General features: G+C 64.0%; 25 protein-coding genes. 10 read left to right on the top strand and 15 right to left on the bottom strand.

The genetic code is table 11. The annotated features are described in order from the left end of the window. Positions 1–34: 34 nt before the first annotated feature. From EGM87_RS12540 to EGM87_RS12510, 7 genes are all read right to left on the bottom strand, one after another. Complete coding sequence (locus EGM87_RS12540) at positions 35–310, bottom strand: DUF3297 family protein (RefSeq protein WP_025549680.1); 276 nt, start codon at positions 308–310, stop codon at positions 35–37. A gap of 31 nt (positions 311–341) precedes the next feature. Then, positions 342–1199, bottom strand: coding sequence for a S1 family peptidase (locus EGM87_RS12535; protein ID WP_025549679.1), 858 nt, complete (start codon positions 1197–1199; stop codon positions 342–344). Between the two features lie 3 nt (positions 1200–1202). Beyond that, positions 1203–1625: a DUF350 domain-containing protein gene (locus tag EGM87_RS12530; protein ID WP_025549678.1), complete on the bottom strand. Its 423-nt coding sequence runs from the start codon at positions 1623–1625 to the stop codon at positions 1203–1205. 203 nt (positions 1626–1828) lie between these two features. After that, complete coding sequence (locus EGM87_RS12525) at positions 1829–2140, bottom strand: hypothetical protein (protein WP_048575847.1); 312 nt, start codon at positions 2138–2140, stop codon at positions 1829–1831. Positions 2141–2250: 110 nt separating this feature from the next. Next, on the bottom strand, positions 2251–3492 hold the full coding sequence (locus EGM87_RS12520) for an SAM-dependent methyltransferase (protein ID WP_137710231.1): 1242 nt from the start codon (positions 3490–3492) through the stop codon (positions 2251–2253). A gap of 31 nt (positions 3493–3523) precedes the next feature. Further along, entirely contained in the window at positions 3524–4276 is a 753-nt protein-coding gene (locus EGM87_RS12515; RefSeq protein WP_137710232.1) for a molybdopterin-dependent oxidoreductase, read from the bottom strand. Further along, positions 4273–5004 (bottom strand): cytochrome b/b6 domain-containing protein, encoded by a 732-nt coding sequence (locus tag EGM87_RS12510; RefSeq protein ID WP_137710233.1) that lies wholly within the window; start codon positions 5002–5004, stop codon positions 4273–4275. Before EGM87_RS12510 ends, EGM87_RS12515 begins: the two co-directional genes overlap by 4 nt. A gap of 291 nt (positions 5005–5295) precedes the next feature. On the opposite strand from EGM87_RS12510, the gene EGM87_RS12505 reads away from it, so the two are divergent. Together EGM87_RS12505 and EGM87_RS12500 are read left to right on the top strand one after the other, a co-directional pair. Beyond that, positions 5296–5802 (top strand): porin family protein, encoded by a 507-nt coding sequence (locus EGM87_RS12505; RefSeq protein ID WP_137710234.1) that lies wholly within the window; start codon positions 5296–5298, stop codon positions 5800–5802. Between the two features lie 308 nt (positions 5803–6110). Beyond that, positions 6111–6626, top strand: coding sequence for an outer membrane protein (locus EGM87_RS12500; RefSeq protein ID WP_137710235.1), 516 nt, complete (start codon positions 6111–6113; stop codon positions 6624–6626). Positions 6627–6762: 136 nt separating this feature from the next. Here the strand turns inward: EGM87_RS12500 and EGM87_RS12495 are convergent, their stop codons facing one another. From EGM87_RS12495 to EGM87_RS12485, 3 genes are all read right to left on the bottom strand, one after another. Next, entirely contained in the window at positions 6763–7188 is a 426-nt protein-coding gene (locus EGM87_RS12495) for a hypothetical protein (RefSeq protein WP_025549671.1), read from the bottom strand. Positions 7189–7295: 107 nt separating this feature from the next. Then, the gene (rlmN, locus tag EGM87_RS12490; protein ID WP_025549670.1) at positions 7296–8555 is read right to left on the bottom strand and encodes a dual-specificity RNA methyltransferase RlmN; all 1260 of its coding nucleotides are present in this window, start codon (positions 8553–8555) and stop codon (positions 7296–7298) included. A gap of 59 nt (positions 8556–8614) precedes the next feature. After that, complete coding sequence (locus EGM87_RS12485; protein WP_044660342.1) at positions 8615–9127, bottom strand: hypothetical protein; 513 nt, start codon at positions 9125–9127, stop codon at positions 8615–8617. A gap of 151 nt (positions 9128–9278) precedes the next feature. Here EGM87_RS12485 and dnaN point away from each other — a divergent pair, with 151 nt between their 5' ends. The 3 genes from dnaN (at position 9279) to EGM87_RS12470 (ending at position 14563) form a co-directional block, all read left to right on the top strand. Beyond that, positions 9279–10391, top strand: coding sequence for a DNA polymerase III subunit beta (dnaN, locus tag EGM87_RS12480; RefSeq protein WP_025549668.1), 1113 nt, complete (start codon positions 9279–9281; stop codon positions 10389–10391). A gap of 133 nt (positions 10392–10524) precedes the next feature. After that, entirely contained in the window at positions 10525–13134 is a 2610-nt protein-coding gene (locus tag EGM87_RS12475; RefSeq protein WP_137710236.1) for an EAL domain-containing protein, read from the top strand. A gap of 208 nt (positions 13135–13342) precedes the next feature. Next, complete coding sequence (locus EGM87_RS12470; RefSeq protein WP_137710237.1) at positions 13343–14563, top strand: MBL fold metallo-hydrolase; 1221 nt, start codon at positions 13343–13345, stop codon at positions 14561–14563. Between the two features lie 46 nt (positions 14564–14609). Here the strand turns inward: EGM87_RS12470 and EGM87_RS12465 are convergent, their stop codons facing one another. The 4 genes from EGM87_RS12465 to cysS form a co-directional block, all read right to left on the bottom strand. Beyond that, positions 14610–15359 carry a ParA family protein gene (locus tag EGM87_RS12465; protein ID WP_044660338.1) on the bottom strand — a complete coding sequence of 250 codons (750 nt, stop codon included), beginning with the start codon at positions 15357–15359 and terminating at the stop codon, positions 14610–14612. Between the two features lie 365 nt (positions 15360–15724). Continuing rightward, positions 15725–17095, bottom strand: a complete 1371-nt coding sequence (locus tag EGM87_RS12460; protein WP_099185235.1) for a class II 3-deoxy-7-phosphoheptulonate synthase — start codon at positions 17093–17095, stop codon at positions 15725–15727. Positions 17096–17185: 90 nt separating this feature from the next. Further along, positions 17186–17503 (bottom strand): Rap1a/Tai family immunity protein, encoded by a 318-nt coding sequence (locus EGM87_RS12455; RefSeq protein ID WP_044662810.1) that lies wholly within the window; start codon positions 17501–17503, stop codon positions 17186–17188. Between the two features lie 124 nt (positions 17504–17627). After that, positions 17628–19163: a cysteine--tRNA ligase gene (gene cysS, locus EGM87_RS12450; RefSeq protein WP_137710238.1), complete on the bottom strand. Its 1536-nt coding sequence runs from the start codon at positions 19161–19163 to the stop codon at positions 17628–17630. A gap of 123 nt (positions 19164–19286) precedes the next feature. On the opposite strand from cysS, the gene EGM87_RS12445 reads away from it, so the two are divergent. The 5 genes from EGM87_RS12445 to EGM87_RS12425 all read left to right on the top strand — a co-directional run bounded on the left by EGM87_RS12445 (position 19287) and on the right by EGM87_RS12425 (position 23142). Continuing rightward, positions 19287–19466, top strand: a complete 180-nt coding sequence (locus EGM87_RS12445) for a hypothetical protein (RefSeq protein ID WP_044660335.1) — start codon at positions 19287–19289, stop codon at positions 19464–19466. Positions 19467–19726: 260 nt separating this feature from the next. Continuing rightward, the gene (locus tag EGM87_RS12440) at positions 19727–20419 is read left to right on the top strand and encodes a Bax inhibitor-1/YccA family protein (protein WP_044660334.1); all 693 of its coding nucleotides are present in this window, start codon (positions 19727–19729) and stop codon (positions 20417–20419) included. A gap of 5 nt (positions 20420–20424) precedes the next feature. Beyond that, a complete protein-coding gene (locus tag EGM87_RS12435; RefSeq protein ID WP_025552169.1) occupies positions 20425–20697 on the top strand; it encodes a TFIIB-type zinc ribbon-containing protein in 273 nt (90 codons plus the stop codon). Between the two features lie 122 nt (positions 20698–20819). Next, positions 20820–22280, top strand: coding sequence for a mannose-1-phosphate guanylyltransferase/mannose-6-phosphate isomerase (locus EGM87_RS12430; protein ID WP_137710239.1), 1461 nt, complete (start codon positions 20820–20822; stop codon positions 22278–22280). Positions 22281–22381: 101 nt separating this feature from the next. Further along, a protein-coding gene (locus EGM87_RS12425) for an IS5 family transposase (protein WP_171407196.1) occupies positions 22382–23142 on the top strand; the annotation gives its coding sequence in 2 pieces (ribosomal slippage) (positions 22382–22706 and positions 22706–23142; 762 coding nt in all). Between the two features lie 182 nt (positions 23143–23324). On the opposite strand, the gene polA is transcribed toward EGM87_RS12425, so the two are convergent. Then, positions 23325–26111: a DNA polymerase I gene (gene polA / locus EGM87_RS12420; protein ID WP_137710240.1), complete on the bottom strand. Its 2787-nt coding sequence runs from the start codon at positions 26109–26111 to the stop codon at positions 23325–23327. Positions 26112–26262: the final 151 nt, after the last annotated feature.

Here is a 26262-nt window from a genome sequence, read left to right as displayed (position 1 = left end):
GCGGCGCCCTTTTTTCTTCAGCGCAGACGAAACCCTATTCCGCCTTGTCCGCTGCTTCCCCAGCGCCCTCGTCCGCATTCTCGAACCACGCCTCGACCGGCCCGGAGAGCTTGATCGTCAGCGGCTGGCCGTGGCGGTCGCGGGTCTTGCCCGCCGCCACGCGAATCCACCCTTCGGAAATGCAATATTCCTCGACATCGTTGCGGACGCGGTCCTTGAAGCGGATGCCGATGCCCCGCTGGAGCACGTCCATGTCGAAAAAGGGGCTCTTCGGGTTGGTGGAAAGGCGGTCGGGGGGCGTATCGCTCATGATGGTCCAAATCCTGTCAATCTGGCGCGACCTAGCCCTTAGGCCTGCCCGCCGTCAACTGCTGCGGTCCATCGTCGACATCGCAGAAGATGCGCCGGATCACCCCCTGCGCCAGCCAGGATTCGAAGCGGGCATGCGCATCGGCCAGATCCAGGAAGGGATAGGCGACCGGCCGTTCCCCCACTGCCCGGCTGGCGATGACCAGCCGCATCATGGCATCGGGCGCCGTGGTCAATATGCGTCCGCGCCGGTCGGTGGCGGCGCTGTTGACGCCGACGACATGGCCGTCCTCGGCAAAGACCGGACCGCCGCTGATGCCCGACAGCGTGCCGTCACCCATCGGAATGCGCGCATGCTCCGCCCAGGCGAGCACGGGCTGCGTCTCCTCGCCTGCGCCGCGCCGGGCGCGGGCGGCGCCGATCAGCTCGGATATGACGAGCGTCGGCTGTCCGCCCGGAAAGCCCATATGATAGCCGACCGATCCGGGCGGCGGCATGCGGTCCGACAGCGGCAGGGCGTGGTCGCTCGCCACGCCCCCGCGCACCAGCGCCGCATCCGCTTCCCGGCTTTCCACCAGGCGCGACACGGGGCGGGCGAAGCCGCCCTGCTCTATGCCGACCCGGGTGCAGCCATGGGTGACATGCTCGGCGGTCAGCCATGCGCCGTCCCGGTCGATGGCGAAGGTCGTGCCCATGCTGTCGGCGGGCGCCTCCGTCCGTTCCTCGATGACGAAGCTCTCATCGCTCCATTGCGGCATCGGACGGCGCGGCGAGCGCGGGTCGAAAGCCTCGACATGCAGCGGCGTTGGCCTGATGACCTCGCTGATCCACAGCAGGGCGAGGATGATGCCGAGCAGGCCGGGCAGACAGCCGAAGCGCCGGCCCGCCACGGCTCAACCCGCGACCGCGCCGGCGGTCAGGCAGGCGATGGCGACCTTCATCATGGCGAGGAAGATGGCGGCGGACCGTTCGTCCGCCTCGATGCGGGTCGGCAGCGAGCCCAGCAGGAAATCGACCACGCGAAAGGCGATGAGTTGCAGGATCAGCGTCACGCTGCCCCAGATCATGATGTCCCAGACATTCACCGAGCCCGCGAGGCAAAAGCCCAACGGCACGGCCAACCCGATCGCCGCCCCGCCCAGCGAGATCGCCGCGGCAGCATTGCCTGCCCGGATCAGTGCGAATTCGTCATGCGGCGTGATCCACATATAAAGCGCCAGCGCCGCCAGCCAGGCCAGGGTTGCGGAACCCAGGTGCAGCAGGAAGATGGGCAGGCCCGACAGCAGGCTCTGAATGACGGGCATGGGATCGGTCATCGCGTCAAAATGCCGCAAGCGGATGCCGGGCGCAATTGCCAGTCGATGGCGAAACGGGTGAAGAGGAAAATGGCGCACCCCGCGCAGCTTCCCCTCCCCCATTCACTTCGCGGGTGTCGAACAGAGGCACCCGCCTCTCCTGCACCCTCCCCAGGCTGCGCGCAGGGAGGATTGCATGGCATCAACCAGCCGATGTGGTCAGATCAATTGCAGACCCGAACCTTCACGCGCCGGTCGCGGTAATGATTGTAGCGCCATTCGGTCCAGCAACGCTGGCGGTAATGCCCGCGCCAGGAGCGCCGGTCGCCGCGCCAATAGCGGCGGTCATCATGGCGCCAGTCGCGCCTGCCGTCCCAGCGCCTATCGTCCCAACGCCTATCGTCCCAATGGTTGCCGCGATACCCGTCGCGATAGCCATAGCCGCCATAATATTGCGCCTGTGCAGGGGCCACGCTCGCCCCCATGGCGGTGATCGCCAGGCCCAGGGCGGCAGCGCCCTTCCACAAGATGTTCATGTCTTTCTCTCCTCAGCATGCACGCCCGTCGCCGGGGTCATGAAGGGAAGATGCACCGGCCTTACTGAACCGTCCGGGAACGGTGTCGTCAGCCAATATTCATGGATGGATTAGCGGCCCCGCAGGGCGCTTTCCGCCTCCAGCATATAGTCGCGCGTGATCGGCAGGCTGCGGCGGTCGCGGACATATTGGACCTGGTAATTCACCATGCCGCCATGTTCGAACACCGTGGCCGCACCGGCCAGATAGAAGGTCCAGAGGCGGAAGAACCGCTCGTCGTACAGGGCGACGATGTCCGCCTTGTGCGCCAGCGTCCGCTTGTACCATTCGCGGATGGTAAGGCCGTAATGGATGCGCAGCACCTCGACATCCGTGACCATCAGGCGGGTGCCCTCGCTGCCCTGGATCATCTCCGACAGGGCGGGGATGTAGCCGCCGGGGAAGATATATTTCTGGGTGAAGGCGTCGGTGATGCCCGGCCCGTCGACCCGGCCGATGGTGTGGACCAGCATCACCCCGTCCGGGGTCAGCAGGTCGCGGCACTTGGTGTAGAAGGTGCGGTAATCCTTGGTCCCGACATGCTCGAACATGCCGACCGACACGATGCGGTCGAACGGCCCGTCCATGTCGCGATAATCGATCAGTTCGAAGCGCACATGGTCGGCCACGCCGGCATCCTGCGCCCGCTGGCGCGCGACCTTGAGCTGCTCTTCAGACAGGGTGATGCCAGTCACGTCGACGCCGCAGGTGCGATGCAGGTACAGCGCCATGCCACCCCAGCCGCAGCCTATGTCGAGCACCTTCATGCCCGGCTTCAGGTGCAGCTTGGCCGCGATATGCGCCTTTTTGTCCTCCTGCGCCTGTTCCAGGCTGATCCCCGCCTCATTGTCGGCATCGGGGAAATAGGCGCAGCTATATTGCCGGTCCCGATCGAGGAAGAGGGCGTAGAGCGCGCCCGACAGGTCGTAATGATGCGCGACATTGGCCTTCGCCCGCGCCCTGTGATTGGCGGCCCAGAGCTTGCGCCGGATCGCCTTGAAGCCGCGCTTGACGGAGCCGAGATCGCTGATCGACTTGCCCGTTTCCCAGGCATTGTTCATGCGGATGAGCGAGATCAGCTCCATGATGCCGCCGCCCTCTATCGCGACGCGCCCATCGATGAAGGCCTCCGCCATACCGAGGCGCGGGTCCTTGACGATGTCGAACGGCACACGCGCATCGTGGAATTTCAGCGCCAGCGACGGAAAGCCCGGTTCGGGGGTTCCGACCGTGATCTTCCTGCCGTCATGATAATAGATGCTGAGCTGGCCCCGCGTGACCAGCCGCTTGATGACGCGATCGAACAATTTCATGGGGCCACCCTGTCAGGTCATTCCGCTGCCGTCAAATGCCCGCATACCAGTCATAGCCGGCGCGGTCCTCCCAATAGCCGCCCTTGCCGCCGCCTATGCCGTCCAGACTCGCAACCGCTTCAATCTTCATCAGATATTTCGCCTGCTTGTAGCCCAGTTGCCGCTCCACCCGCAGCCGGAGCGGCGCGCCATTGGCCACGCGCAGGGGTTCGTCGTTGAGCGCGAAGGCGAGGATCGTCTGCGGGTGGAAGGCGTCCACCAGATCGATGCTTTCATAATAGCCGCGCCCGCCGCCCATATCGTCGGCGCAGTGGAAGACGATGTACCGCGCCCCGTCCCGCAGCCGCGCCGCGTCGAGGATCGGCTTCAACGGCACGCCGCGCCATTTGCCAATGGCGCTCCACCCCTCGACGCAGTCGTGGCGCGTGATCTGTTCCCGATGGGGGAGGGCGTGGAGCTGCGTCAAGGAGAGGGAAAGCGGCCGTCCCACCAGTCCGGACACATGCAGCCGCCAGTCGGCAAAGCCGTTGCGCCACAGCGCCTTATATTCGGCTGTGTTCGGATTGGCGGTACCGTTGGGGCGGAAGAAGGGAGAAATCTGGTCCGGCCGGAATTCCCGCGCCAGCGCGTCGCGGGCCATCAGGCTGCGCTGCGCCCATTTGTGGAAATTCCCGGCGGAAAACAGCGCCTCGCGCACCGTCTCGTTCTTCGCCAGCCGGTCGCATCCCGCCAGCGTCGCGGCGCCGCCCAGTACCAGGGTCCGACGGTCGAGGATCAGGCTCATCGCCGCGCCTCCGGCACGCGATAGCGTCCGCTGATCATCGAGCGGATTTCGTTCAGGGGCCCGGCCAGCACCACCATCAGCATATGCACCAGGAAGAAGGCGACGAGCATGAAGGCCGTGATGAAATGGATCGAGCGTGCCGACTGGCGCCCGCCGAACAGGTCGACCAGCCAGGGCCATGCCGCGTTCATGCCTGGCGACATGGTGAGGCCCGTGAGGATCAGGATCGGCAGCGCGACGAAGATCACGCCGATATAGCTGGCCTTTTGCAACATATTGTAGCGCAGCGCCGCTTCGCCGGTTGGGAAACGCAGCCGGGCATGGTCCTTTATGTCCTGCCAGACATGGCGCGGCGCCAGTTCGTCGCGCCGGAAGGCCAGGTCGCGCGCCAGATGCCCGCCGAACAGGCTCCAGACCATGTAGAAGAGCAGCGCGAAGGCAAAGATCGGCGCGGCGCTCAGATGCCAGTGCCGCGACATCGCCAGATCATAGTGGGCGGGCAGCGTGATCCAGCTTCCGAACCGCTCCAGCACCAGCCACGGGCGGTCGAGATTCGCGCCATAATGCCCCCAATAAAGCCGGGGATGCGCATTGAAGATGCCAAGCCCGCTGGCGAACAGCACGTAGAGCAGCAGCGCATTCAGCCAATGCCACAGGCGCGTCGGTCCTTTGTGGCGCAGCACCAGCTTCGGTTCGGCGGCTATCGGCTCGGATGAGGCGCTCTCCATAGGCTGCTGTTACCCTTTTGCACCAACAGCGTCAAAAAGGACGATGCCGTTACGCGCATGAATCATTTTTCATGATCCCGTTCATGTGGGAGCCAGATTGCGGGTCCATAAGCGCCGCTGCCGGGATCGAGTAAAGTTTCCGGATTTTTGAAGCTCCTATGGATAGATGCCCTGTAAGTTCAATAGGGATGATATGAAAATATTTATCAAATCCGTCTCTTTTAAAAACCGATTGAGAACATAAATCGATCTCACCCGGTTCAGGGTATCGAACAAGTCATGAGGAATACCATGAAAACTGCGATTATCGCAGCGATTGCTGCTGCCACCGTTTCTGTTCCTGCCTTTGCTCAGGATGCCGCGCCTTTTACTGGTCCGCGCGCCGGCATTACCATGGGCTATGACAAGGTTCAGGGCGACGACGGCTTCAGCTATGGCGTGTCGACCGGCTATGATCTGGCCGTCACCCCGCATGTGACCTTCGGTCCGGAAGTCTCGCTCAGCGAGTCCACGGCGAAGTTCAGTGGCGTGGATGCAAGCCGCGATCTCGTCGCATCGGTGCGCCTTGGCTATGTCGTGACGCCGCAGGTGCTGGCGTTCGGCAAGGTAGGATACGCCAACAGCCGCTTCGAAGTCCCTGGCGACCACCAGACGCTGGAAGGCGTGCGCTATGGCGGTGGCCTCGAATATTCGGTGACTCCGCGCACCTATATTTCGGCCGAATATCAGCGGACCGAATATGAGGACAATTTCGGCGGCCGCGATGCGGGCGTGGTGGGGATCGGCTTCCGCTTCTGAGTTGGGTGCCGTTGGGTATGACAAGGGGCGGTCCCGCTGGGGCCGCCCCATTTTCATGCAAACTCATACTGTTGCGGAAAAGCATCATACATTTGTAAAGTTCATATCCATATTGCAACAATCACAATCGCGTTACATATGCGCGCCGTCAGCGATGCATGTCGCTGCGTGCAGGACGGGGGGATGAACCGAATTATCTCGGTATTCCAAATGACGATGAAATAACGACACGCAACATCATCCCCGTAAAAAGAACAAGCGGCAGTCCACATCACCGGACTGTTCGTTTCTGATGACATGAGGATTTTATGAAGACTGTGATTTTCGCAGCCCTTGCTGCTGCCGCCGTTTCCGCTCCCGCTTTCGCTCAGGACGCCGCGCCCTTCACCGGCCCGCGCGCCGGCGTGACGCTGGGCTACGACAAAGTTGGCGGCGAAGAAGGCTTCAGCTATGGCGTCAGCACCGGTTACGATCTGGCTGTCGCACCGCGCATTACTTTTGGCCCGGAAGTGTCGTTCAGCGATTCCACTGCCGATGACAATTTCGGCATCGACGTGAGCCGCGATCTGGCTGCTTCGATTCGCCTCGGTTATGTCGTTACTCCGCGCGTTCTGGCCTTCGGCAAGGTCGGCTATGCCACCACCCGCTTCGAAGACACGGTTGAGGGCGACTTCGGCAACCTGGAAGGCGTTCGTTACGGAGGCGGCGTGGAATTCGCTGTGACCGGCAACACCTACATCTCTGCTGAATATCAGCGCACCGAATATGAAGCTGACTTTGGCGGCCGCGATGCCGGTGTCGTCGGCATCGGCTTCCGCTTCTAATTCCTCTCGGATAGAACAGGAAAGGGCGGTCCCGGCTGGGGCCGCCCTTTTCCTATGCTTGCTCACACCGTTCCAATGATACGCCCCATTTTTCCTGCCTTCACAGGAACACGGCCCAACAGAAACAGCACAAACCCTAAGCCCAGGGGAGAGGCGTCAGGTCCGGTTCCACCCAGCGCCGCCGCGCTTCCGTCGACATCAGCCGCTCGCGCGACCAATAGGCGAACAGCCAGTCCTTGTCGGCCATGGGGGAACGCATCAGCGCCGCAAAGGCCTCTGCCGGCGACGGTTCGCCTGGCAAGCCCGCCAGCACGGCCCGCGCCGCCTTCAGCGATGCCATGGTAATCGTCTCATGATAGCCGGCGCTGTCGCTGTTCACGCCGCCCATGCTCTCGTTATAGGCCGCGATCATCCCGGGCATGTCCCGCTCGGCCAGCATGTCCGTCCGCCGCAGCATGAGCCACAGGGCCGTCGCGAAATGCGCGCCATGCGTCCACTCCTCCTTGGGCAGCGTCCGCGCGCAAAAGCCGCTGGCGATCCGCTCGATCTCTTCGTCCGTCATTGTCATCCATCCTTTCATGCCGCCCGGACGAAGCCGACAAGAAAAACCCCGCCGTCCGGGCGGGGTTTGCATCTCGCGCCGCAAAGGCGCAGGTCATCGGCCCCGCTCTATCCGAGCGCTGCTTGCTTCTCCGCCTCCAGCCGGTCCAGCTCCGCCCGGCTTTTCTTCTCGGAAGCGGACTTGAGCTGGCCGCAGGCGGCCATGATGTCTCGCCCGCGCGGTGTGCGCACCGGCGCGGAGATCCCGCCTTCGAACACGATGTCGGAAAAGCGCCTGATCCGCTCGGGCGTCGAACATTCATAATCCGTGCCTGGCCAGGGGTTGAACGGGATCAGATTGACCTTCGCCGGCAGCTTGTACTGGCGAAGCAGCCGGACCAGCTCGCGCGCATCCTCGTCGCTGTCATTCTTGTCCTTGATCATGACATATTCGAAGGTGATGCGCCGCGCATTGTTCGCCCCCGGATAGTCGGCGCAGGCCTGCAAAAGCTGATCGATGCCGAACTTCCTGTTGAGCGGCACCAGCTCGTCGCGCACATCCTTCGTCACGGCGTGCAGCGACACGGCGAGGTTGACGCCGATCTCCTCGCCCGCCCGCGCCATCATCGGCACAACGCCGGAGGTGGAGAGGGTGATGCGCCGCTTCGACAGGGCAAGTCCATCGCCGTCCATCACGACCTTCAGCGCATCGCGCACATGGTCGAAATTATAGAGCGGCTCGCCCATGCCCATCATCACGATGTTGGTCAGCATGCGGCCATCGGTCGTATATTGCGGCGCATCGTCGGCTTCATCGTCATTGGCCGACGCCATGCTGCCCTTGGGCCACTCGCCCAATGCATCGCGCGCCAGCATCACCTGGCCCACAATCTCGCCCGGCGTCAGGTTGCGCACCAGCCGCATCGTGCCCGTATGGCAGAAACGGCAGTTGAGCGTGCAGCCCACCTGGCTCGACACGCACAGCGTCCCCCGGTCCGCGTCCGGGATGAACACCATCTCATAATCCTGCCCGTCGTCGGAGCGCAGCAGCCATTTGCGCGTGCCGTCGCTCGAGACCTGCGCCTCCACGACCTGCGGACGGCCAATGACGAAGCGCTCCGCCATCCAGCCGCGCATCGGCTTGGCAAGGTCGGTCATGGCGTCGAAATCGGTCTCGCCGCGATGGTAGAGCCAGTGGAACAATTGCTTGGACCGCAGTTTCGCCTGCCTGGTATCGAGCCCCGATTCCTCCAGCACGCCCTTGATCTGCGGCCGCGACAGCCCCATCAGGTCGACGCGCCCATCCTCACGAGGCGTCACCGCGCGGGGCACGGGCACAGGGTCGATAGCGCCGGGAATCGGCATCAAGGGGTTGGCGGCTGTCTGCATGCCCGCGCCCATAGCGGATTTTGGGGGATTTTGGAAGGGCGGTGAATGGCGCACGCCCCTCACCGCAATCGCGCGCACCCCAGCGCCGCGGCATCGATCGCCGTGGCCGCTCCGCGCAACGCATAGGTGTCCGCAAAGCCCCGCCCACGCGCATCCCGCGTCTGCACACTCATGCTGGTGGCGGAGCGCATCGCCGCGATGATTGCCGCATCCGCCCGCGCATCGGGCGCCCAGGCATCCACCTGCCCCGCCACCAGCGTAAAGCGCCGATCCCCCACATTCAGAATCACCGCAGCGTCCCCCATTCGCATCCTGCTCAAGCGGAAATGCACCTGCCCCCGCACCGATTGGCGCGGCCAGCTCCCGACCGCCGCAAAGCCCTCCGATCCCGCTGCGACGGGCATGGCGATCGCATAGCAACGGGGGCCACCGGATTGGGATGGGGTCGGATCGCGAAACGCCCCCCACGCCTCGAACACGCCCAGAGAGTCCCGCGCCTGCGCGGCCGTGGCCATGATCATCAGGGGGAGGGCGAGGGGCCATGGAGCTTTCACATCCCCGGCAAAGCGCATGCTGTTCCCTTTTGCAACCCTTTGGCAAACGAAACGATCACCCAGCGCTTGCAGGGGCCGTCACAGCGGCTATGAAGGATCATCCATCATTGTCGCCCGGATTCGACCGAGTTCGGGCTTTGCGCAGAAAAGAAACGGACAGAACAGGGACATGAAGGCCACCATCGAACGCGCAACGCTGCTCAAGAGCCTCAGCCACGTCCAGTCGGTGGTCGAGCGGCGCAACACGATTCCGATCCTGTCCAACGTGCTGATCGAAGCATCGGCCGATGGCGCGATCAAGCTGATGGCGACCGACCTCGACCTCCAGATCGTCGAAAGCGTCGCCGCCCAGGTGGAACAGCCCGGCGCGACCACCATTTCGGCGCACACCCTGTTCGACATCGCGCGCAAGCTGCCCGAAGGCAGCCAGGTCTCGCTGCAGGCGGCCGAGGGCAAGATGCTGATCCAGGCAGGCCGCGCCCGCTTCAACCTGTCGACCCTGCCGCGCGACGACTTCCCGGTGATCGCGGAAGGCGACCTGCCGACCAGCTTCGAACTGCCCGCCGAAACGCTGAAGCAGATCATCGACAAGACGCGCTTCGCCATCTCGACCGAAGAGACGCGCTATTATCTGAACGGCATCTATTTCCACGTTTCGGACGAGGGACAGCCTGTGCTGAAGGCGGCGGCGACCGACGGCCATCGCTTGGCGCGCGTCACCGTGCCGCGACCCGACGGCGCGGACGGCATGCCGGGCATCATCGTGCCGAGGAAGTGCATCGGGGAACTGCGCAAGCTGCTCGACGAGGTGGAAGGCTCTGTGCAGATTTCGCTGTCGGCGAGCAAGATCCGCTTCGGCCTTGGCAGCGCCATCCTGACCAGCAAGCTGATCGATGGCACCTTCCCTGATTACAGCCGCGTCATCCCGACCGCCAACGACAAGCTGCTGAAGATCGATCCGCGCAGCTTCGAGGAAGGCGTGGACCGCGTGGCGACCATCGCCACCGAAAAGACCCGCGCCGTCAAGATGACGCTGGACCGCGACAAGATCACCCTTTCCGTCACCAGCCCGGAAAACGGCACGGCGGCCGAGGAAGTCCCCGGGACCTTCCAGGGCGAGGGCTTCGACATCGGTTTCAATGCGCGTTATCTGCTCGACATCCTGGGCCAGATCGACAGTGATCTGGTCGAACTGCACCTGGCCGACGCCGCTGCGCCGACGCTGATCCGCGAAGATGATCGCAGCCCCGCGCTCTATGTGCTGATGCCCATGCGCGTTTGAGGGTTTTGCCCGGTTGCGGACATTGACGCTTCCCCTCCCCTTCAGGGGCGGGGATTAGTGGCGGGAAACCACCCGCCGCAGACCTTGCCTGTCGGGTAAGTTTCTTTCAATCTCTTGTCGTTACGCAGGGAATATGACTTCCTTGCGGGCGAACCTGGCAGAACTGCATACGCGGCGGACCGATCTGGTCGCGGCGCTTGGCCTTGCCGAAAGCGGGGCTGCCGTCGACGCTTCCTGGATTTCCGGCACCTTCGTCCATATCGCCCGGCTCTGGCCGCTTGTCCTGCTGGGGAAGCTCTGCATCACCGCTCTGCTGCATGTGCCTTTCTATGATGAGGGCAATGTCGGCCATGCCGTTGCCCTCGCGGCCATGCTGCTGGTCGACGGCGTTGCCATCGTCGTGCCGCGCGGAGCCCGGTTCCAGCTTTTGCGGCCACATCACCAGAAATGGCTGATGCTGCCGATGGTGCTGCTCTCGGGCCTCAGCTTCAGCCTGATGTTGGGGCCGTCGCTGATCGCCGGCGAGCCTTCGCGCAATCTGGCCGCGGAAATGGCGGTCGCGTTGATGGCCGTGTCGATCTTCGGCGACCGGCGCCTGTTGGGTGTCAGCTATTTCTGCGGCCTGCTGATCGCCTCCATCCTGCATCGGGGCGATTTCGCGCAGGTCGGCCTGTTGATCAGTTGCATAGCCGCGATGCTGGTCGCCGCGCTGCGCCAGGCGCATGCCGACATGAACCGCGCCATCGCCTTCCATCAGCGGGATTTGAGGGCCCAGCGCTCCGACCGGCTGCTCCATGACTATGAACAGTCAGGTCGCGGCTGGTTCTGGGAAACCGACCGCCACGGCTGCATCGTCTATATTTCCGACACATTGGCCCGCACCTTGGGGCTGGGCAACGATGCGCTGATCGGCCGTCCGATCACGGAAATCATCCGTCCCGGCGACCGGCAGGATGGCGATGGCGAGCGCACATTGGGTTTCCACCTGTCGGCGCGCACCGGCTTTGCCGAAATTCCCGTCCGCGCCGCTATGGCGAAGGACGAGCGCTGGTGGTCGATCTCCGGCCAGCCGGTGTTCAACGAATTCGGCCAGTTCCACGGCTTCCGGGGCAGCGGCACGGACCTTACCGAAATGCGCCGCAGCCAGGCGGAGGTGACGCGGCTCGCCCAATATGATTCGCTGACCGGCCTTGCCAACCGGGTGCAGATGATGCGCTCGCTGGAGCAGGCGGTCGCGGGCAAGAACGGGCAGCCGCGTGACTGCACGCTGATGATGCTGGACCTCGACCGGTTCAAGATCGTCAACGACACGCTGGGCCATCCGGCTGGCGATGCGCTGCTGCGCCAGGTCAGCGAGCGTATCCGGCGGGTTGTCGGCAACAAGGGGCTGGTCGGACGTCAGGGCGGCGATGAATTCAAGATCCTGCTGCCCGGCCGACCCGACAAGATCACCCTGGACCATCTGGCGCGGGCGATCATCACCGATGTGTCCCAGCCCTATACGGTGGAGGGAACGGCGGTCGTCATCGGGGTGTCGATCGGCATTTCCTTCTGCCCGCAGGATGGGGTGACGGCCGAGGAACTTATCCGCAATGCCGATCTTGCGCTCTACGCCGCCAAGGGGGACGGGCGCGGCATCTATCGCTTCTATTCCCCGGAGATGCATGCCGATGCCGAGGATCGCCGCCAGTTGGAGGAGGATCTGCGCAAGGCGCTGGTCGAAAACGCCCTGCACCTCGTCTATCAGCCGGTGGTTTCCTCCCGGACCGAGCAGATTACCGGCTATGAAGCGCTGCTGCGCTGGCAGCATCCGGTGCGCGGCGCGATCTCTCCCACACTGTTTATCCCCATTGCGGAGGAAAGCGGCCTGATCGGCCCGATCGGTGAATGGGTGCTCCGCACCGCCTGCCGCGATGCGGCGCAGTGGGCCGACGGGGTTAGGGTGGCCGTCAACGTCTCACCGATCCAGTTCGCCAATCACGGCCTGCCCTCGATCGTCATGAATGCGCTCGCCGCCTCGGGGCTGGCGGCCCAGCGACTGGAGCTGGAGATCACCGAAAGCGTGTTCCTGAACGACGATGATGGCACGGACTCGATGTTCTCCCGGCTGAAGGGCATCGGGGTGCGACTGGCGCTCGACGATTTCGGGACCGGCTATTCCTCGCTCGGCTATCTCAAGAAAGCGCCGTTCGACAAGATCAAGATCGACCAGAGCTTCGTGCGCGGCGCCGCGATCAAGGGCAGCCCCAACAGCGCGATCATCAAGGCGATCGTCAGCCTGGCCGAAGCGCTGGGCATGGACACCACGGCCGAAGGGGCGGAGACGCAGGATGAACTCGCGCTGATCCGCAACCTGGGGTGCAGCCATATCCAGGGCTATGTCTATGGCCGCCCGCTGCCGGCGGCGGACGTGCTGGTACAGCAACATCGCCATGGCGGCGTGGTCGCGCCGCAGGGCTTCCAGTCGAGCCGGACGGAACGCAAGACCATGTTGCGTACCGTGGCCGTGCACCATGACGGTCATGTCTATACCGGGCGCATCCGCAACATCTCCGCCACGGGTGCGCAGTTGGAGGGCCTGTGGAACGTGCCGGAGGGCACGCTGTTCGCCATCGAACTGGGCGACAACCAGACCGTCAATGCCATCGCGCGATGGTCCAAGGACGACCGGCTGGGGGTGGAATTCGTCCAGGCGATCAACCCGTCGACATTGCGCGCCGTGCCTCGTTCCATGGCATCCTGAGGGTGCGAGGCGGGTCAGGATGGCTGGGTGTGGGGCGACGGAGATAGTCGGGTTCCGCCATTAGGCGCGCGGTGCTCCTGCGCAGGAGCATGCTTTACCCAGACCAACATCAACGTCCGCTCTCCACTCTTGCCCCTTGCTCCATCTCCACGCTTGCCGATACCTTGAACCGCGCTATGTCCGTCCGGTCATCGGAGCGGGAGACGGCATGGGCCGCATCGTCGGGAAAATCGTCAAAGGCTTGGGCGCTGCGCTGCTGTTTCTGGTTGTGGCCCTGTGCCTGGCGGTGACCGTCGTTCCACCCTTTCTCGACCGCATCTATTATGAAGGGCCGGTCAGCCGCCATTATGACGGGGAACGCTTCTTCAATCCCGATGGGGAAATCCGCTCTCCCGCACCGGCGGGCGGCAACCCGCGCGGTTTCATCGCGCGGTGGCTGCTGGGTCAGGACGACCGGCCCTCATGGCCCGACATGGTGGCGGTCAAGCCTTCGCGCCCGCCTGCCTTCGCCGCGCCGCGTGGCATGATCGCCACCTGGGTGGGACATGCCACCGTACTCGTGCAGGCGGCGGGCCTCAATATCCTCACCGATCCGATCTGGTCCGACCATGCCAGCCCCTTTCCGCCCCTGGGTCCCCGGCGGGTGGCGCAGCCGGGCGTGCGCTTCGACGATCTGCCGAGGATCGACCTCATCCTCCTCAGCCACAATCATTACGACCATATGGACATCCCCACGCTGAAAAGGCTGTGGAAACGGGACAGGCCGAAGATCGTCACCAGCCTGGGCAATGACGCGATCCTGAAAGCCAACGGAATTCCGTCGACGGCGCTCGACTGGGGGCAATCGATAAGCGGCGCGGCGTTGAACGGCCTGGGCGACGGCACGGTGATCCAGTGCGAAAATTATGAGCATTGCCCGGATTATCGCGTTCATGTGCTGCGCAACCATCATTGGAGCAGCCGCTGGGGCACTGACCGCAGCCGGGCGCTCTGGTCGAGCTTCTTCGTCAGCACGCGCGCGGGCAATATCTTCTTCGCGGGCGACACGGGCGCTGGCGATATGGCCTGGCCCGCGGACGCGGCGCGGCTGGGGCCGATCAGGCTGGCGATGATCCCGATCGGCGCCTTCCGCTTCCATCCCGGACAAATGCAGTCGGATTCCCATGTCGGGCCGGAACAGGCCGTGCAGATTTTCGAAAAGCTCAAGGCCTCGACCGCCATTCCCATCCATTGGGGGACGTTCCGCCTTTCCTACGAGAAATGGGATACCCCGCCCAAAATGCTGGAACTCCAACTGCGTTGCGCAGGCATTGAACGGCGGCGTTTTGCGCCCCTTCGGGTCGGGCAGTCGATCCTGGTGCCCGGCTGGTCGCCCGTGCCGCATGGGGAGAAGCGGTGCGATCCGGGTGCGATCGCTAGGTTGGAGTAGGCGGAGGCTGTTGGGAGGCGGTAACCCGCCAAATCCTGTCGCCGCCCTAATGTTTCTGGAGCTGCCGCTCGATCGTCGTCCAAAGTCCGGCAAAGGCCTGGGCGGATGGGGATGAGGCCGCGAAGGCGCCCAGCGGTTTGCGGCGGACAGCCATTTGTTCGACCGCGCTGGCCATGGGAATGGCCGGCCAGCCGGGCTGGGATTCCAGGGCCGCGCGATGCAGGCCACGGCGGCGGTCGACCATGGAATAGACCGGCATGATCGGCGGATGGCTGCCGCCGCGCTGCACCAGATAGCGGGCGACCTCCCCCATGGCGCGTTGAGCGAGGGGGGAGGGGATGACCGGAATGACGATCATGTCCGCCGCGCGCAGCACCTGCTCGCTGGTTTCGGTGAGGCCGGGCGGACAATCCAGGATGATCCGGTCATAATCCTTGCCCAGGCTCTCGATCAGCTTGGCGAGACGCTTCTTCTTGTCCATCTCCCGGAACAGATGGTCGAGGCTGCGCAGCGAGGTGTCGGCGGCGATCAGGTCGAGGCCCTGCACCGTCGAGGGTTGGATCAGCTTGCGGACCTCCACATCCTTGCTGAAGATCGCCTGCGCGGCGTCGCGGCTTTCGCTGTCCGTGGAGATCAGCCAGCTCGACGCGGCCTGTGGGTCGAGATCCCACAGCAATGTCCGCCGTTTCGAAATGCTTGCGGATGCCCAGGCGAGGTTGATCGCGAAGGTGGTTTTCCCGACCCCGCCCTTCAGGCTGTAGACGGCGATGGTCGCCACTTGCGGTTCCTTTGCCATATGCGGAGGCTATCTTGCTGCACCGCCAAAGCAAGGGCTGAATCATGGGATTGTTACGTGCATGTGACGGGCCCTGCCGGACCTTCGATTACCAGCCCGCCGTCGAAGAGGATGATGGGTTGGTCCGCTGGCGGGTTTCGATGGCCAGTGCCGATCATTCCTCGTTCGCCCCCATCCGTTCGGACTGAGCCTGTCGCCGTCCTGCGCTTTCCCCAAGGAAGAGTGGCGCTTCGACAGGCTCAGCCCGAAAGAGGTGCTAATCCGGCGCCCGCGACATAGGGCGCTCAAACGAGCACCGGGGATTGCGCCAAGAAAAATCCCGCCGCGAGGCATGGTCGCGGCGGGATCATTTCCGTTCCGAAGGATCAGGCGGCTGCCCGGCGTTCCTTCAGTTCCTCATTCAGCATTTCGGCAAGCAGGAAGGCGAGTTCCAGGCTCTGCGCCGCGTTGAGGCGCGGGTCGCAATGGGTGTGGTAGCGATCCGCAAGGCCTTCGTCCGTGATCGCCACGGCGCCGCCGGTGCACTCCGTCACATTCTGCCCGGTCATTTCGGCATGGATGCCGCCGCCGAAGCTGCCCTCCGCCCGGTGAACGGCGAAGAAACCGCGCACCTCCGCCAGGATGCGGTCGAACGGCCGCGTCTTGTAGCCATTGGCCGCCTTGATGACATTGCCGTGCATCGGGTCGCAGGACCAGACCACCGGATGGCCTTCCTTCAGCACCGCGCGGACCAGCCTGGGCAGGCCCGCCTCGATCTTGTCATGGCCGTAGCGGGTGATGAGCGTGATCCGGCCCGCTTCCCGGCTGGGGTTCAGCACGTCCAGCAGGCGGATCAGCGCATCCGGCTCCAGGCTGGGGCCGCATTTCATGCCGATCGGATTGCCGATGCCGCGCAGATATTCGACATGCGCCGACCCTTCGAACCGGGTGCGATCCCCGATCCACAGCATATGCGCGGAGGTGTCGTACCAGTCGCCGGTCAGCGAATCCTGCCGGGTCAGCGCCTGCTCATAGGGCAGCAGCAGCGCCTCATGGCTGGTGTAGAAGCTCGTTCCCCCCAATTGCGGCACGGTTTCGGGCGACAGGCCGCAGGCGCGCATGAAGTCGAGCGCCTGTCCGATCTGGTCGGCCATCGCCTCGAACTTCGCGGCCCAGGGGCTGCGGCCCATGAAATCCAGCATCCAGCCATGGACCCGGTCCAGGCTGGCATAGCCCCCGGTCGAAAAGGCCCGCAGCAAGTTAAGCGTCGCCGCCGACTGGTTATAGGCGCGGATCATCCGCCCCGCGTCGGGTTCGCGCGCCTCCGCCGTGAAGGCGATGTCGTTGACATTGTCGCCGCGATAGCTGGGCAGTTCGACGCCGCCGATCGTCTCCGTATCGGCGGAGCGCGGCTTGGCGAACTGGCCAGCCATGCGGCCGACCTTCACGATCGGCAGCTTGGACGCAAAGGTCAGCACCACCGCCATCTGCAGCAGCACGCGGAAGGTGTCGCGGATATTGTTCGGATGGAACTCCGCAAAGCTCTCCGCGCAATCGCCGCCCTGAAGCAGGAACGCCTCGCCATTCGTCACCCTGGCGAGTTCGGCCTTCAGGCTGCGCGCTTCGCCGGCAAAGACAAGCGGGGGAAACTGGCTGAGCTGAGCCTCCACGGCGGCAAGCGCCTGGCCGTCACGATAGACGGGCATCTGGATGCCCTTTTGGCTGCGCCAGCTTTCCGGCGTCCACTTCGCCGCCACGTCGAGTCTCCCAAAGATCGTAAAATAGGGGCCGCACCTACGCGCAACCAGTGGCTAACGCAAGTTTATAGCGGCGGCGTGCGGGGCACGTTATTTCTGGCAAGGATAATGTTCGTTGAGCGCCACGCTGACCAGGACGGAGGCAGGCGCCTGCCGCTGGTCGGGATAGCGGGTCAGATAGGTGAGGACGATGCGCTTCACTTCCTCCGCATTCATCTGGGCGGGCCAGCAATTGGGCTTGGCCCGGCCGATGAACACATCCTTCTTGATGCCGTCCACCGCGCCGACGATATAGGCGGTGCAGGCCAGGGCATATTCCGGCGCCTTGTTGCGGCATTTGGCGAGCAGGGTCGTTCCCGTCTCGAACATATAGCTTTGCGCAGGCGCAGCGACGGTCGGTATCGTCATGGCGCCAATTCCCATGAACGCTGCGGTTGCGGCTTTTAGCATGCGCGGAATATGCCCGCTCGCCTGACATATGTACAAACGGGCCGGCTGATCCGCCGCACGGTCCGGCTCAGCCGCCGGAACCTTATGCCGTGTTGAGGGTGAGGCGCCAATCCCAGCGAAGCGGATCGCCGTCCATCACCTCGACCCCCCGGTCGATCAAGGCGTCGCGTATCTCGTCCGACAGGGCGAAGTCCTTTTCGGTGCGCGCCTGCTGGCGACGGTCCAGTTCGGCTTCGATCTCTTCGGGCGCGATCGCCGCGTCCCCGGGCCGGATGCGCAGGTCTGCGCGGCCGATGGTCAGCAGGTTGAGGCCCAGCGCCTGGTCGAAGGCTGCGAGCAGGCAGAGCTTCTCGTCCACCGGCACCTTCTTGATGGCGATGGTCTCCTCCAGAAGCGGCAGCGCGCGGGGCGTCATCAGGTCGTCGCTGATCGCCGCGTCGAACTGTTCGAGCAAGGGCGCGAGCTTGGGGTGGAGATTGGCGCGCAGCCAGTCCAGCCGCAGCGACTGCCATGTCACGCCCTCGGCCCGCGCCTTCAGGTTTTCGACACCCATGACGAGGCGTTTCAGGCGGGTGAGCGCTGCGCCGACGCTGTCCGCGCTGAACTCCAACTCGCTGCGATAATGCGCGCCCAGGCACAGCAGGCGATAGGCGAGCGGATGCACGCCCGCGTCGATCAGCGAGAAGAGAGTGGTGAAGCCGCCCTTGGACTTGCTCATCTTTCCCTGCCGGTCGACGAGGAAATTATTGTGCATCCACCATTTCGCGCCGGTGAAGCCTGCGGTCGCCGCGTCCGCTTCGCCGCAGCAGCCATGGAATGCCTGATTCTGCGCGATCTCGTTGGGATGGTGGATTTCCCGATGGTCGATGCCGCCGGTGTGGATGTCGAACGGATGGCCAAGCCGCGCCTCGCTCATCACCGAACATTCGAGATGCCAGCCCGGCGCACCCTTGCCCCAGGGCGAGTCCCACTCCATCTGGCGCTGTTCGCCGGGCGGGGATTTGCGCCAGATCGCAAAGTCGCTGGGGTTGCGCTTGCCGGCGACGGGATCGATGCGGGCATGGGCGGCATCGTCGCGCCCCCCGGCCAGCGCGCCATAATCAGGCACGGTGCTGCTGTCGAAATAGAGACCCGTTTCCAGTTCGTAGCAATGGGCCGGCGCGATCTTCTCCGCAAAGGCGATCATCTGCGGGACATAGTCGGTGGCGACCGTCCATTCGCTGGGCGGGATGATGTTGAGGTCGGCGATGTTCTGCTTGAAGGCCTGGGTATAATGCGCCGCTATGTCCCAGATGCTCTTGGCTTGGGCGCGGGCGGCGGCTTCCATCTTGTCGTCGCCGGCATCCGCGTCCGACGTCAGATGGCCGACATCGGTGATGTTGATGATATGGGTGACGGTGAGCCCCTTCCAGAGCAAGGTGCGGCGCAGCGTGTCGGTAAAGACATAGGCGCGCAGGTTGCCGAGATGGGCGTAATTATAGACCGTCGGGCCGCAGCTATAGACGCGGGCGTGGTTCGGCTCGATCGGGGCGAAGGCCTCCACCGTGCGCGTCAGGCTGTTGAACAGGCGCAGCGGCGCATCGGCATGCTGCTGGGCGGGTGTGAACTGGTCGCTCATGGGATGACGCCATGCGGCGGTTCGCTCGAAGCGTCAACAGCCCTCGCTATTTGGGAGAGTTCCGGTTTAATATCCGCCGGGGCATCCTTGCCATGCCTGGCGTCGAAAAAGGGAAGACTGGATATGAAAGCGGGTTTTGTCGGTCTTGGCTTGGCGTTGGGTGCAGGGATCGGCGCGGCGACCGGCAATGTCGCAGCGGGCGTTGCGCTGGGTCTGGTGTGCGGCGTCGTGATCGGCGCGGCGAAGATCCGGCGGAGCATGTCGCCGCAAAATCCGGACCCCGACGTCAGCGGACGATTGTAATAAATTGTTGCTGGCGGACCGACGCTCTGCGCCATCCCTTGCATTGGCGCGTTGGCCCACCGATATTGCTTGTGCGGGCCGGGCCCCTCTGGCGGTTGGATGTGACATCCAGCCGCGATGTCGGACCGCATCGAGTGTGCTCGGTGCAGGTTCGTGTGCGTTTGCCCCCCTCTGACGTAGCACGAAGACCGCGCCGGGCCACTCGATCCGTCAAGACTGTTTTTGGATGGAGTGATAACGCCGTGAACAATCCCGTTCGTATGCCGGGCTATGGTGCGAGCCAGACGGCGCAGACCGACGCCGGGCTGCGCGCGCACATGCTGGGCGTTTTCCGCAACATGGGCATCGGCCTGGTCATCACCGGGCTGGTCGCCGCCTTCATCGGCAATACGCCGGCGCTGGCCGCCGCGATCTTCGGCACGCCGCTCAAATGGGTAGCGATCTTCGCGCCGCTGGCCTTTGTGTTCTTCTTCAGCTTCCGCATCGAAAAGATGACGACGGCGGGCGCGCGCATGGCCTTCTACGCCTTTTCGGCGGTGATGGGCGTGTCGCTGGCCAGCATCTTCCTGGTCTTCACCGGCGGGTCGATCGCGCAGGCCTTCTTCTCCGCCGCCGTGATGTTCCTGGCGATGGCGCTGTGGGGCTATACGACCGGGCGCGACCTGTCGAAATTCGGGTCGTTCCTGATCATGGGCCTGATCGGCATATTGGTCGCGAGCCTCATCAATATCTTCATCGGCTCGTCGGCTATGGCGATGGTCATCTCGATCATCGGCGTGGTGGTCTTCACTGGCCTGACCGCCTGGGACGTGCAGCGCATCAAGTCGGAATATTTCGCCTATGCCGGCCATGAAGTCGCGCAGAAGATGCAGGTGATGGGCGCGCTGTCGCTCTACCTGAACTTCGTCAACCTGTTCCAGATGCTGCTCAGCCTGACCGGCGAGCGGGAGTAACCCGGATGCGGGATCAGGCCGCGGTGTCGGCCATGCTCTGCCCGGTCTGTCATGTGGGCCTCTCCATGACGGACCGTCAGGGCGTGGAGATCGACTATTGCCCGCAATGCCGGGGCGTCTGGCTCGACCGGGGTGAACTGGACAAGATCATCGAACGGTCGGCGGGCGGGGTTCCGGCTCCACAGCCCAGCTACCGGCCAGACCGCGACCATCGCGACGACGGGCGATATTATCAAAAGAAGCGGAAGAAGAGCTTTCTCGAAGAGCTGTTCGACTGACGATAAGCGGCCCCGGCGTGGGCCGCTTTTTTTCGGCTTCTTCATAGGTGCTTTCACGGAATGGCGATAAGAGGGGCGGATATGGTCCCATCGGGAGGGATCGCCTTGTTCGAGTGAGTTGCATGCCGGGTATCGAAGGAAAAGAATTTCAGCAGGTTACGCCAGTCATATTGGCCGGTGGATCGGGGACGCGGTTGTGGCCCCTGTCGCGCAAATCCTATCCCAAGCAGTTCGTGCCGCTGCTGGGCGAGGAGACGCTGTTCCGCTCCGTGGTGCGGCGGCTGTCGGGTGCGGGCGAGGGTTTCGCCTTTGGCCGCCCTGTGGTCCTGACCAACGCGGCGTTCCGCTTCATCGTGGCCGAACAACTGGCGCAGGAGGGCGCCGATCCGCGGGCCATCATGATCGAGCCTTCGGTGCGCAACACGGCGCCTGCCATATTGGCGGCGGCCCTGCATTTGATGGCGGACGATCCAGGGGCGGTGATGCTGGTCGCGCCATCGGACCATGTGGTGCCCGATGCAGAGGCCTTCCGTGCGGCGGTGAGCCAAGGCTTGGCGGCGGCGCATGCCGGCGATCTGGTGACCTTCGGCATTCAGCCGACGCGGCCGGAAACCGGCTATGGCTATTTGCAGGTCGTCGCCCGGCCGGATGGATCGGGCGAACCGATCAAGCTGGCGCGCTTTGTCGAAAAGCCCGATGCGGTTCGTGCGGCGGAGATGCTGGCGAGCGGCGATCATCTCTGGAATGCGGGGATTTTCCTGTTTGCGGCGAAGGATCTGGTCGCCGCCTTCGAGGCCCATGCGCCCGACGTGCTGGCGGCGGTGCGGCCGGCGGTCGAGGCGGCGGAAGGCGATCTGGGCTTTTTGCGGCTGGCGGCGCAAGCATGGGACAGCGCGCCGGACATTTCCATCGATTATGCCGTCATGGAGCGGGCCGACAATCTGTCGGTCGTGCCCTATGGCTCTGGCTGGTCCGACCTGGGCGGCTGGGATGCGGTGTGGAGCCATGCCGGTCCGGATACGGCCGGAGTGACGGTGAGCGGCGGGGCAACGGCGATCGATTGCTGCGATACGCTGCTGCGGTCCGACAGTGAAGGCATGGAACTGGTCGGCATCGGGCTCAGCAACATTATTGCGGTGGCGATGAACGACGCGGTGCTGATCGCGGACAAGGCGCGCTCGCAGGATGTGAAGCTGGCCGTCGAGGCGCTCAAGAAGAAGGGCGCCGCGCAGGCGGAAAGTTTCCCCAAGGATCACCGGCCATGGGGTTGGGTCGAGGGCCTGCTGGCGGGCGAGCGCTTCCAGGTGAAGCGGATCGTCGTGCAGCCGGGGCAGTCATTGAGCCTGCAGAGCCATTTCCATCGGTCGGAACATTGGATCGTCGTCGAAGGGACGGCCAAGGTCACGGTGAATGAAGAGGTGACGCTGCTGACGGAAAACCAGTCGCTTTATGTCCCGGCGGGGGCGAAGCATCGGGTCGAGAATCCGGGGAAGATTCCCGTCGTGTTCATCGAAGTGCAGACGGGAACCTATCTGGGGGAAGACGACATCGTTCGGTATGAGGACCGGTACGCGCGGGGGTGAATTCCCGGCGCGCCGCGCCTTCAAGGATTAGGCAGTAGTGACATTTTAGGGATTCACGACGGTTTGGATTTGTGCTTCAAGGCTGGCTTTTGGAGGCTGGCGTGGAAGGCGAAGTGCTGCGGGATGATCAGTGGGAACGGCTGCGGGAGTTCGTTCCGGGCGGGCGCAAGGGCAAGCGCGGTCCCCGCAGTGATGGCCGTCGCTTCCTGGATGCGTTGTTATGGTTGGCGCGTTCAGGGGGACGCTGGCGCGATCTACCGGAAAAGTTCGGTCCCTATCAGACCGCCAAGCGGCGTTATTATCGCTGGGTCGAGCAAGGCGTGATCGACCGGATCTTCGAGGCTGTGTCGGATGATCCCGACATCGAATGGCTGGCGATCGATGCGACGGTGATCCGCGCCCAGGCCCAGGCGGCTGGGGCACGGGTAAAAAGGGGGGCGCTCAAGCCCAGGCTCTCGGGCGCTCGCGAGGCGGGTTCGGCACCAAGATCCATGCCGTAGTCGATGCCTTGGGCTTGCCGATCCGCTTCATCCTCGGCCCCGGACAGCAAAACGACATGGCGCCCGCCTGCGATCTGATCCGCGGCATCCCGGCTGGCAAGGTTCTGGCTGATCGGGCCTATGACGCCGACAGTTTGCACGATCTCATCTACGAGCAAGGCGGCGAGCCGGTCATCCCACCTCGCCGCCATCGCAAATATCAGCACCACTATGATCGCATCGCCTACAAACAGCGTTGGGGCATCGAGGGCTTCTTCGCCAAGCTCAAGCAGTGGCGCCGTATCGCAACACGCTATGACAAACTCGCCGCAAACTTCCTCGGCTTCGTCAAACTCGCCAGCATCATGCTCTGGCTCAAATGATTAAATCGTCACTACTGCCTAGAGCCAATCGACATTCAGAAGATGACGAGCCGAGCCGAAGGCCACCGAAGGTAAAATGGTGGTTTTCCGTGACCCGGAGCGCAGCCTACTCAAAGTAGGTAAGCACCGGAAGCACGGAAAAGCGTCATTTGCAGGCCGTCAGGGCTGAATGTCGATTGGCTCTAGTGCGCCGCGCCCCAGCTTGGGCCGTGGCCGATTTCGACGCCCAGCGGCACGCTCAGCTTCACGATCGGTTCGGCGGCGCCTTCCATGACGCGTCGGATGACGGTGCTGGCCTGTTCCACATCGCCTTCCGGCAGTTCGAAGACAAGTTCGTCGTGCACTTGCAGCAGCATCTTGACCTGATGCAGCCCTTCCGCCGCGAGCGCCGGGCCCATGCGGGCCATGGCGCGCTTGATGATGTCGGCGCTGGTGCCCTGTATAGGTGCGTTGATCGCGGCCCGTTCGGCGCCTTGTCGTTCATGCTGGATCGACGCCTTGATGCGGGGGAACCATGTCTTCCGGCCGAAAAGGGTTTCCGTATAGCCCCTTGAACGCGCCTTTTCGATCGTGTCGGTGATGTAGAGGCTGATGCCGGGGAAGCGTTCATAATAGCGGCTGATCATGTCCTGCGCTTCGTCGGCGCTGATTTCCAGCCGCCCGGCGAGGCCCCAGCGGCTGATGCCGTAGAGGATGGCGAAATTGATCGTCTTGGCCCGGCCGCGCGTGTCGCGGTTGACCTCCCCGAAGAGTTGCTGCGCGGTGGCGGCGTGGATGTCCTCGCCGTTCGCGAACGCCTCCTTCAGCGCGGGCACATCCGCCATGTGCGCGGCGAGGCGCAGTTCGATCTGGCTATAGTCCGCCGCCAGGATGACATTGCCCGGTTCCGCGACGAAGGCGTGGCGGATTTGCCGGCCGACTTCGGTGCGGATCGGGATGTTCTGGAGATTGGGGTCGGTCGAGGACAGGCGGCCGGTCTGCGCGCCGGACAGGCTGTAGCTGGTATGGACGCGGCTGGTGTCCCTGTTGATCTGGGCCTGAAGCGCGTCGGTATAGGTCGACTTGAGCTTGGAAAGCTGCCGCCAGTCGAGCACCTTGCCCGCGATTTCCGCGCCCTGGGCCTTGAGCTGCTCCAGGATGGTGACGTCGGTCGAATAGGCGCCGGACTTGCCCTTCTTTCCGCCCTTGTAACCCATTTTGTCGAACAGGATCGCGCCAAGCTGTTGCGTGGAGCCGATGGCGAAGGGTTGGCCGGCGAGGCCATGGATTTCGCCCTCCAGCTTGGCGATCTCGGCGGTGAACTCGGCGGAGAGGCGGGAGAGCGCCTCGCGGTCGACCTTGATGCCTTCATGCTCCATCTTCGCGATCACACCGACCAGCGGACGGTCGACCAGCTCGTAGACGCGGGTCGCGCCTTCATTCGCGACGCGGTTCTTGAACAGCTTCCACAGGCGCAGCGTGACGTCGGCATCCTCGGCGGCATATTCGGTCGCCTTGTCGAGCGGGACTTCCGCGAAGCTGATCTGGCTCTTGCCAGTGCCGCAGACATCCTTGAAGCTGATGCATGTATGATTGAGGTGCACCCTCGCCGCCTCGTCCATGCCGTGGCCCGCGAGGCTCTGGCCTGCGTCGAGGTCGAAGCTCATGACGATGGTGTCGTCATAGGGGACGATCTCTATGCCATGGCGGCGCAGGACCGTGATGTCATATTTGAGGTTCTGGCCGATCTTGAGGACGCTGTCATCCTCCAGCAGCGGCTTGAGTTTCGCGAGGACAAGGGCGAGGGGAAGCTGGTCGGGTTTCTCCGCGAACATGTCCTTGCCGCCATGACCGACTGGGATATAGCAGGCGGCGTTGGGGCCGACGGCGAGGCTGACCCCCACCAGCGCGCAGGACACGCAGTCGAGCATGTCGGTTTCGGTATCGACGGCGACCAGCCCCTCGGCATGGGCGGCGGCGATCCAGCGGTCGAGCGCTTCTTCCGTCACCACCGTTTCGTAGAGGCTTCGGTCGATCGGCGGTTCCTCCTCCAGCACCGGGGCGGCGGGGGCGGCGAGTTCGGTGACGGCGGCGGCGGCGGTCGCGACCGCCACAGCCGCGGCGGGCGCGCCGGCGCGGGCGAGCAGCGACTTGAAGCCGTGATGTTCGAGGAAGGCCTGCAGCGGCTCCAGCGGAATGCCCTTCAGCGTCAGGTCGTCGAGCGGTTCGGGCAGGTCCATGGCGTCATGCAGCGCGACGAGCCGGCGCGACAGGCGGGCCATGTCGGCATGTTCGATGAGATTTTCCTGCATCTTCGATTTCTTCATCGAAGGGGCGGCTTCAAGCGCGGCTTCCAGGCCGCCATATTCGGTGATCAGCTTGGCGGCGGTCTTGGGGCCGATGCCGGGGATGCCGGGGACATTGTCGACGCTGTCGCCCATCAGGGCGAGCACATCGCCAAGCTGTTCCGGCTGGACGCCGAATTTCGCCATGACATAGTCGGCGCCGCGCCGCTCATTCTTCATCGTGTCGTACATGTCGACGCCGGGCTGGATCAGCTGCATCAGGTCCTTGTCGGAGCTGACGATGGTGACGTGCCAGCCCGCCGCGACGGCGGCCCTGGTGTAGCTGGCGATGATGTCGTCCGCCTCGAACCCCGCTTCCTCGATGCAGGGGAGGGAGAAAGCGCGGGTGGCGTCGCGGATCATCGGGAATTGCGGGACCAGATCCTCCGGCGGCGGCGGTCGGTTCGCCTTATAGGCGTCGTACATGTCGTTGCGGAAGGTGTGGCTGCCCTTGTCCAGCACCACGGCGAGGTGGGTGGGGCCCTCCGCCTTGCCCAGTTCGTCGGCCAGCTTCCAGAGCATGGTGGTATAGCCATAGACTGCGCCGACGGGCTGGCCATGCCTGTTGGTGAGCGGCGGAAGCTGGTGATAGGCGCGGAAGATATAGCCGCTGCCGTCGACGAGATAGAGATGATTCTGGGCCATGGGGGGAGGGGATAGCGGGTTAGGGCGCGCGCCTCCAGTGGGGTTGTCGGTGTAGGAGGCGGGTTCCCGGACCGGAGCGGGGGTGATGTGTTGGAAAGGGCGGAAATCTGTCATTTTCGGGTCGAAGTTCACAGTGTATGCGCGCGCGTGC

The sequence above is a fragment of the Sphingobium sp. RSMS genome (assembly GCF_005406185.4).
In the GTDB taxonomy this organism is placed as follows: Bacteria; Pseudomonadota; Alphaproteobacteria; order Sphingomonadales; family Sphingomonadaceae; genus Sphingobium; species Sphingobium fuliginis.
Note: the sequence above shows the minus strand (reverse complement) of the source record. Positions and strands in the feature narration are given on the sequence as shown.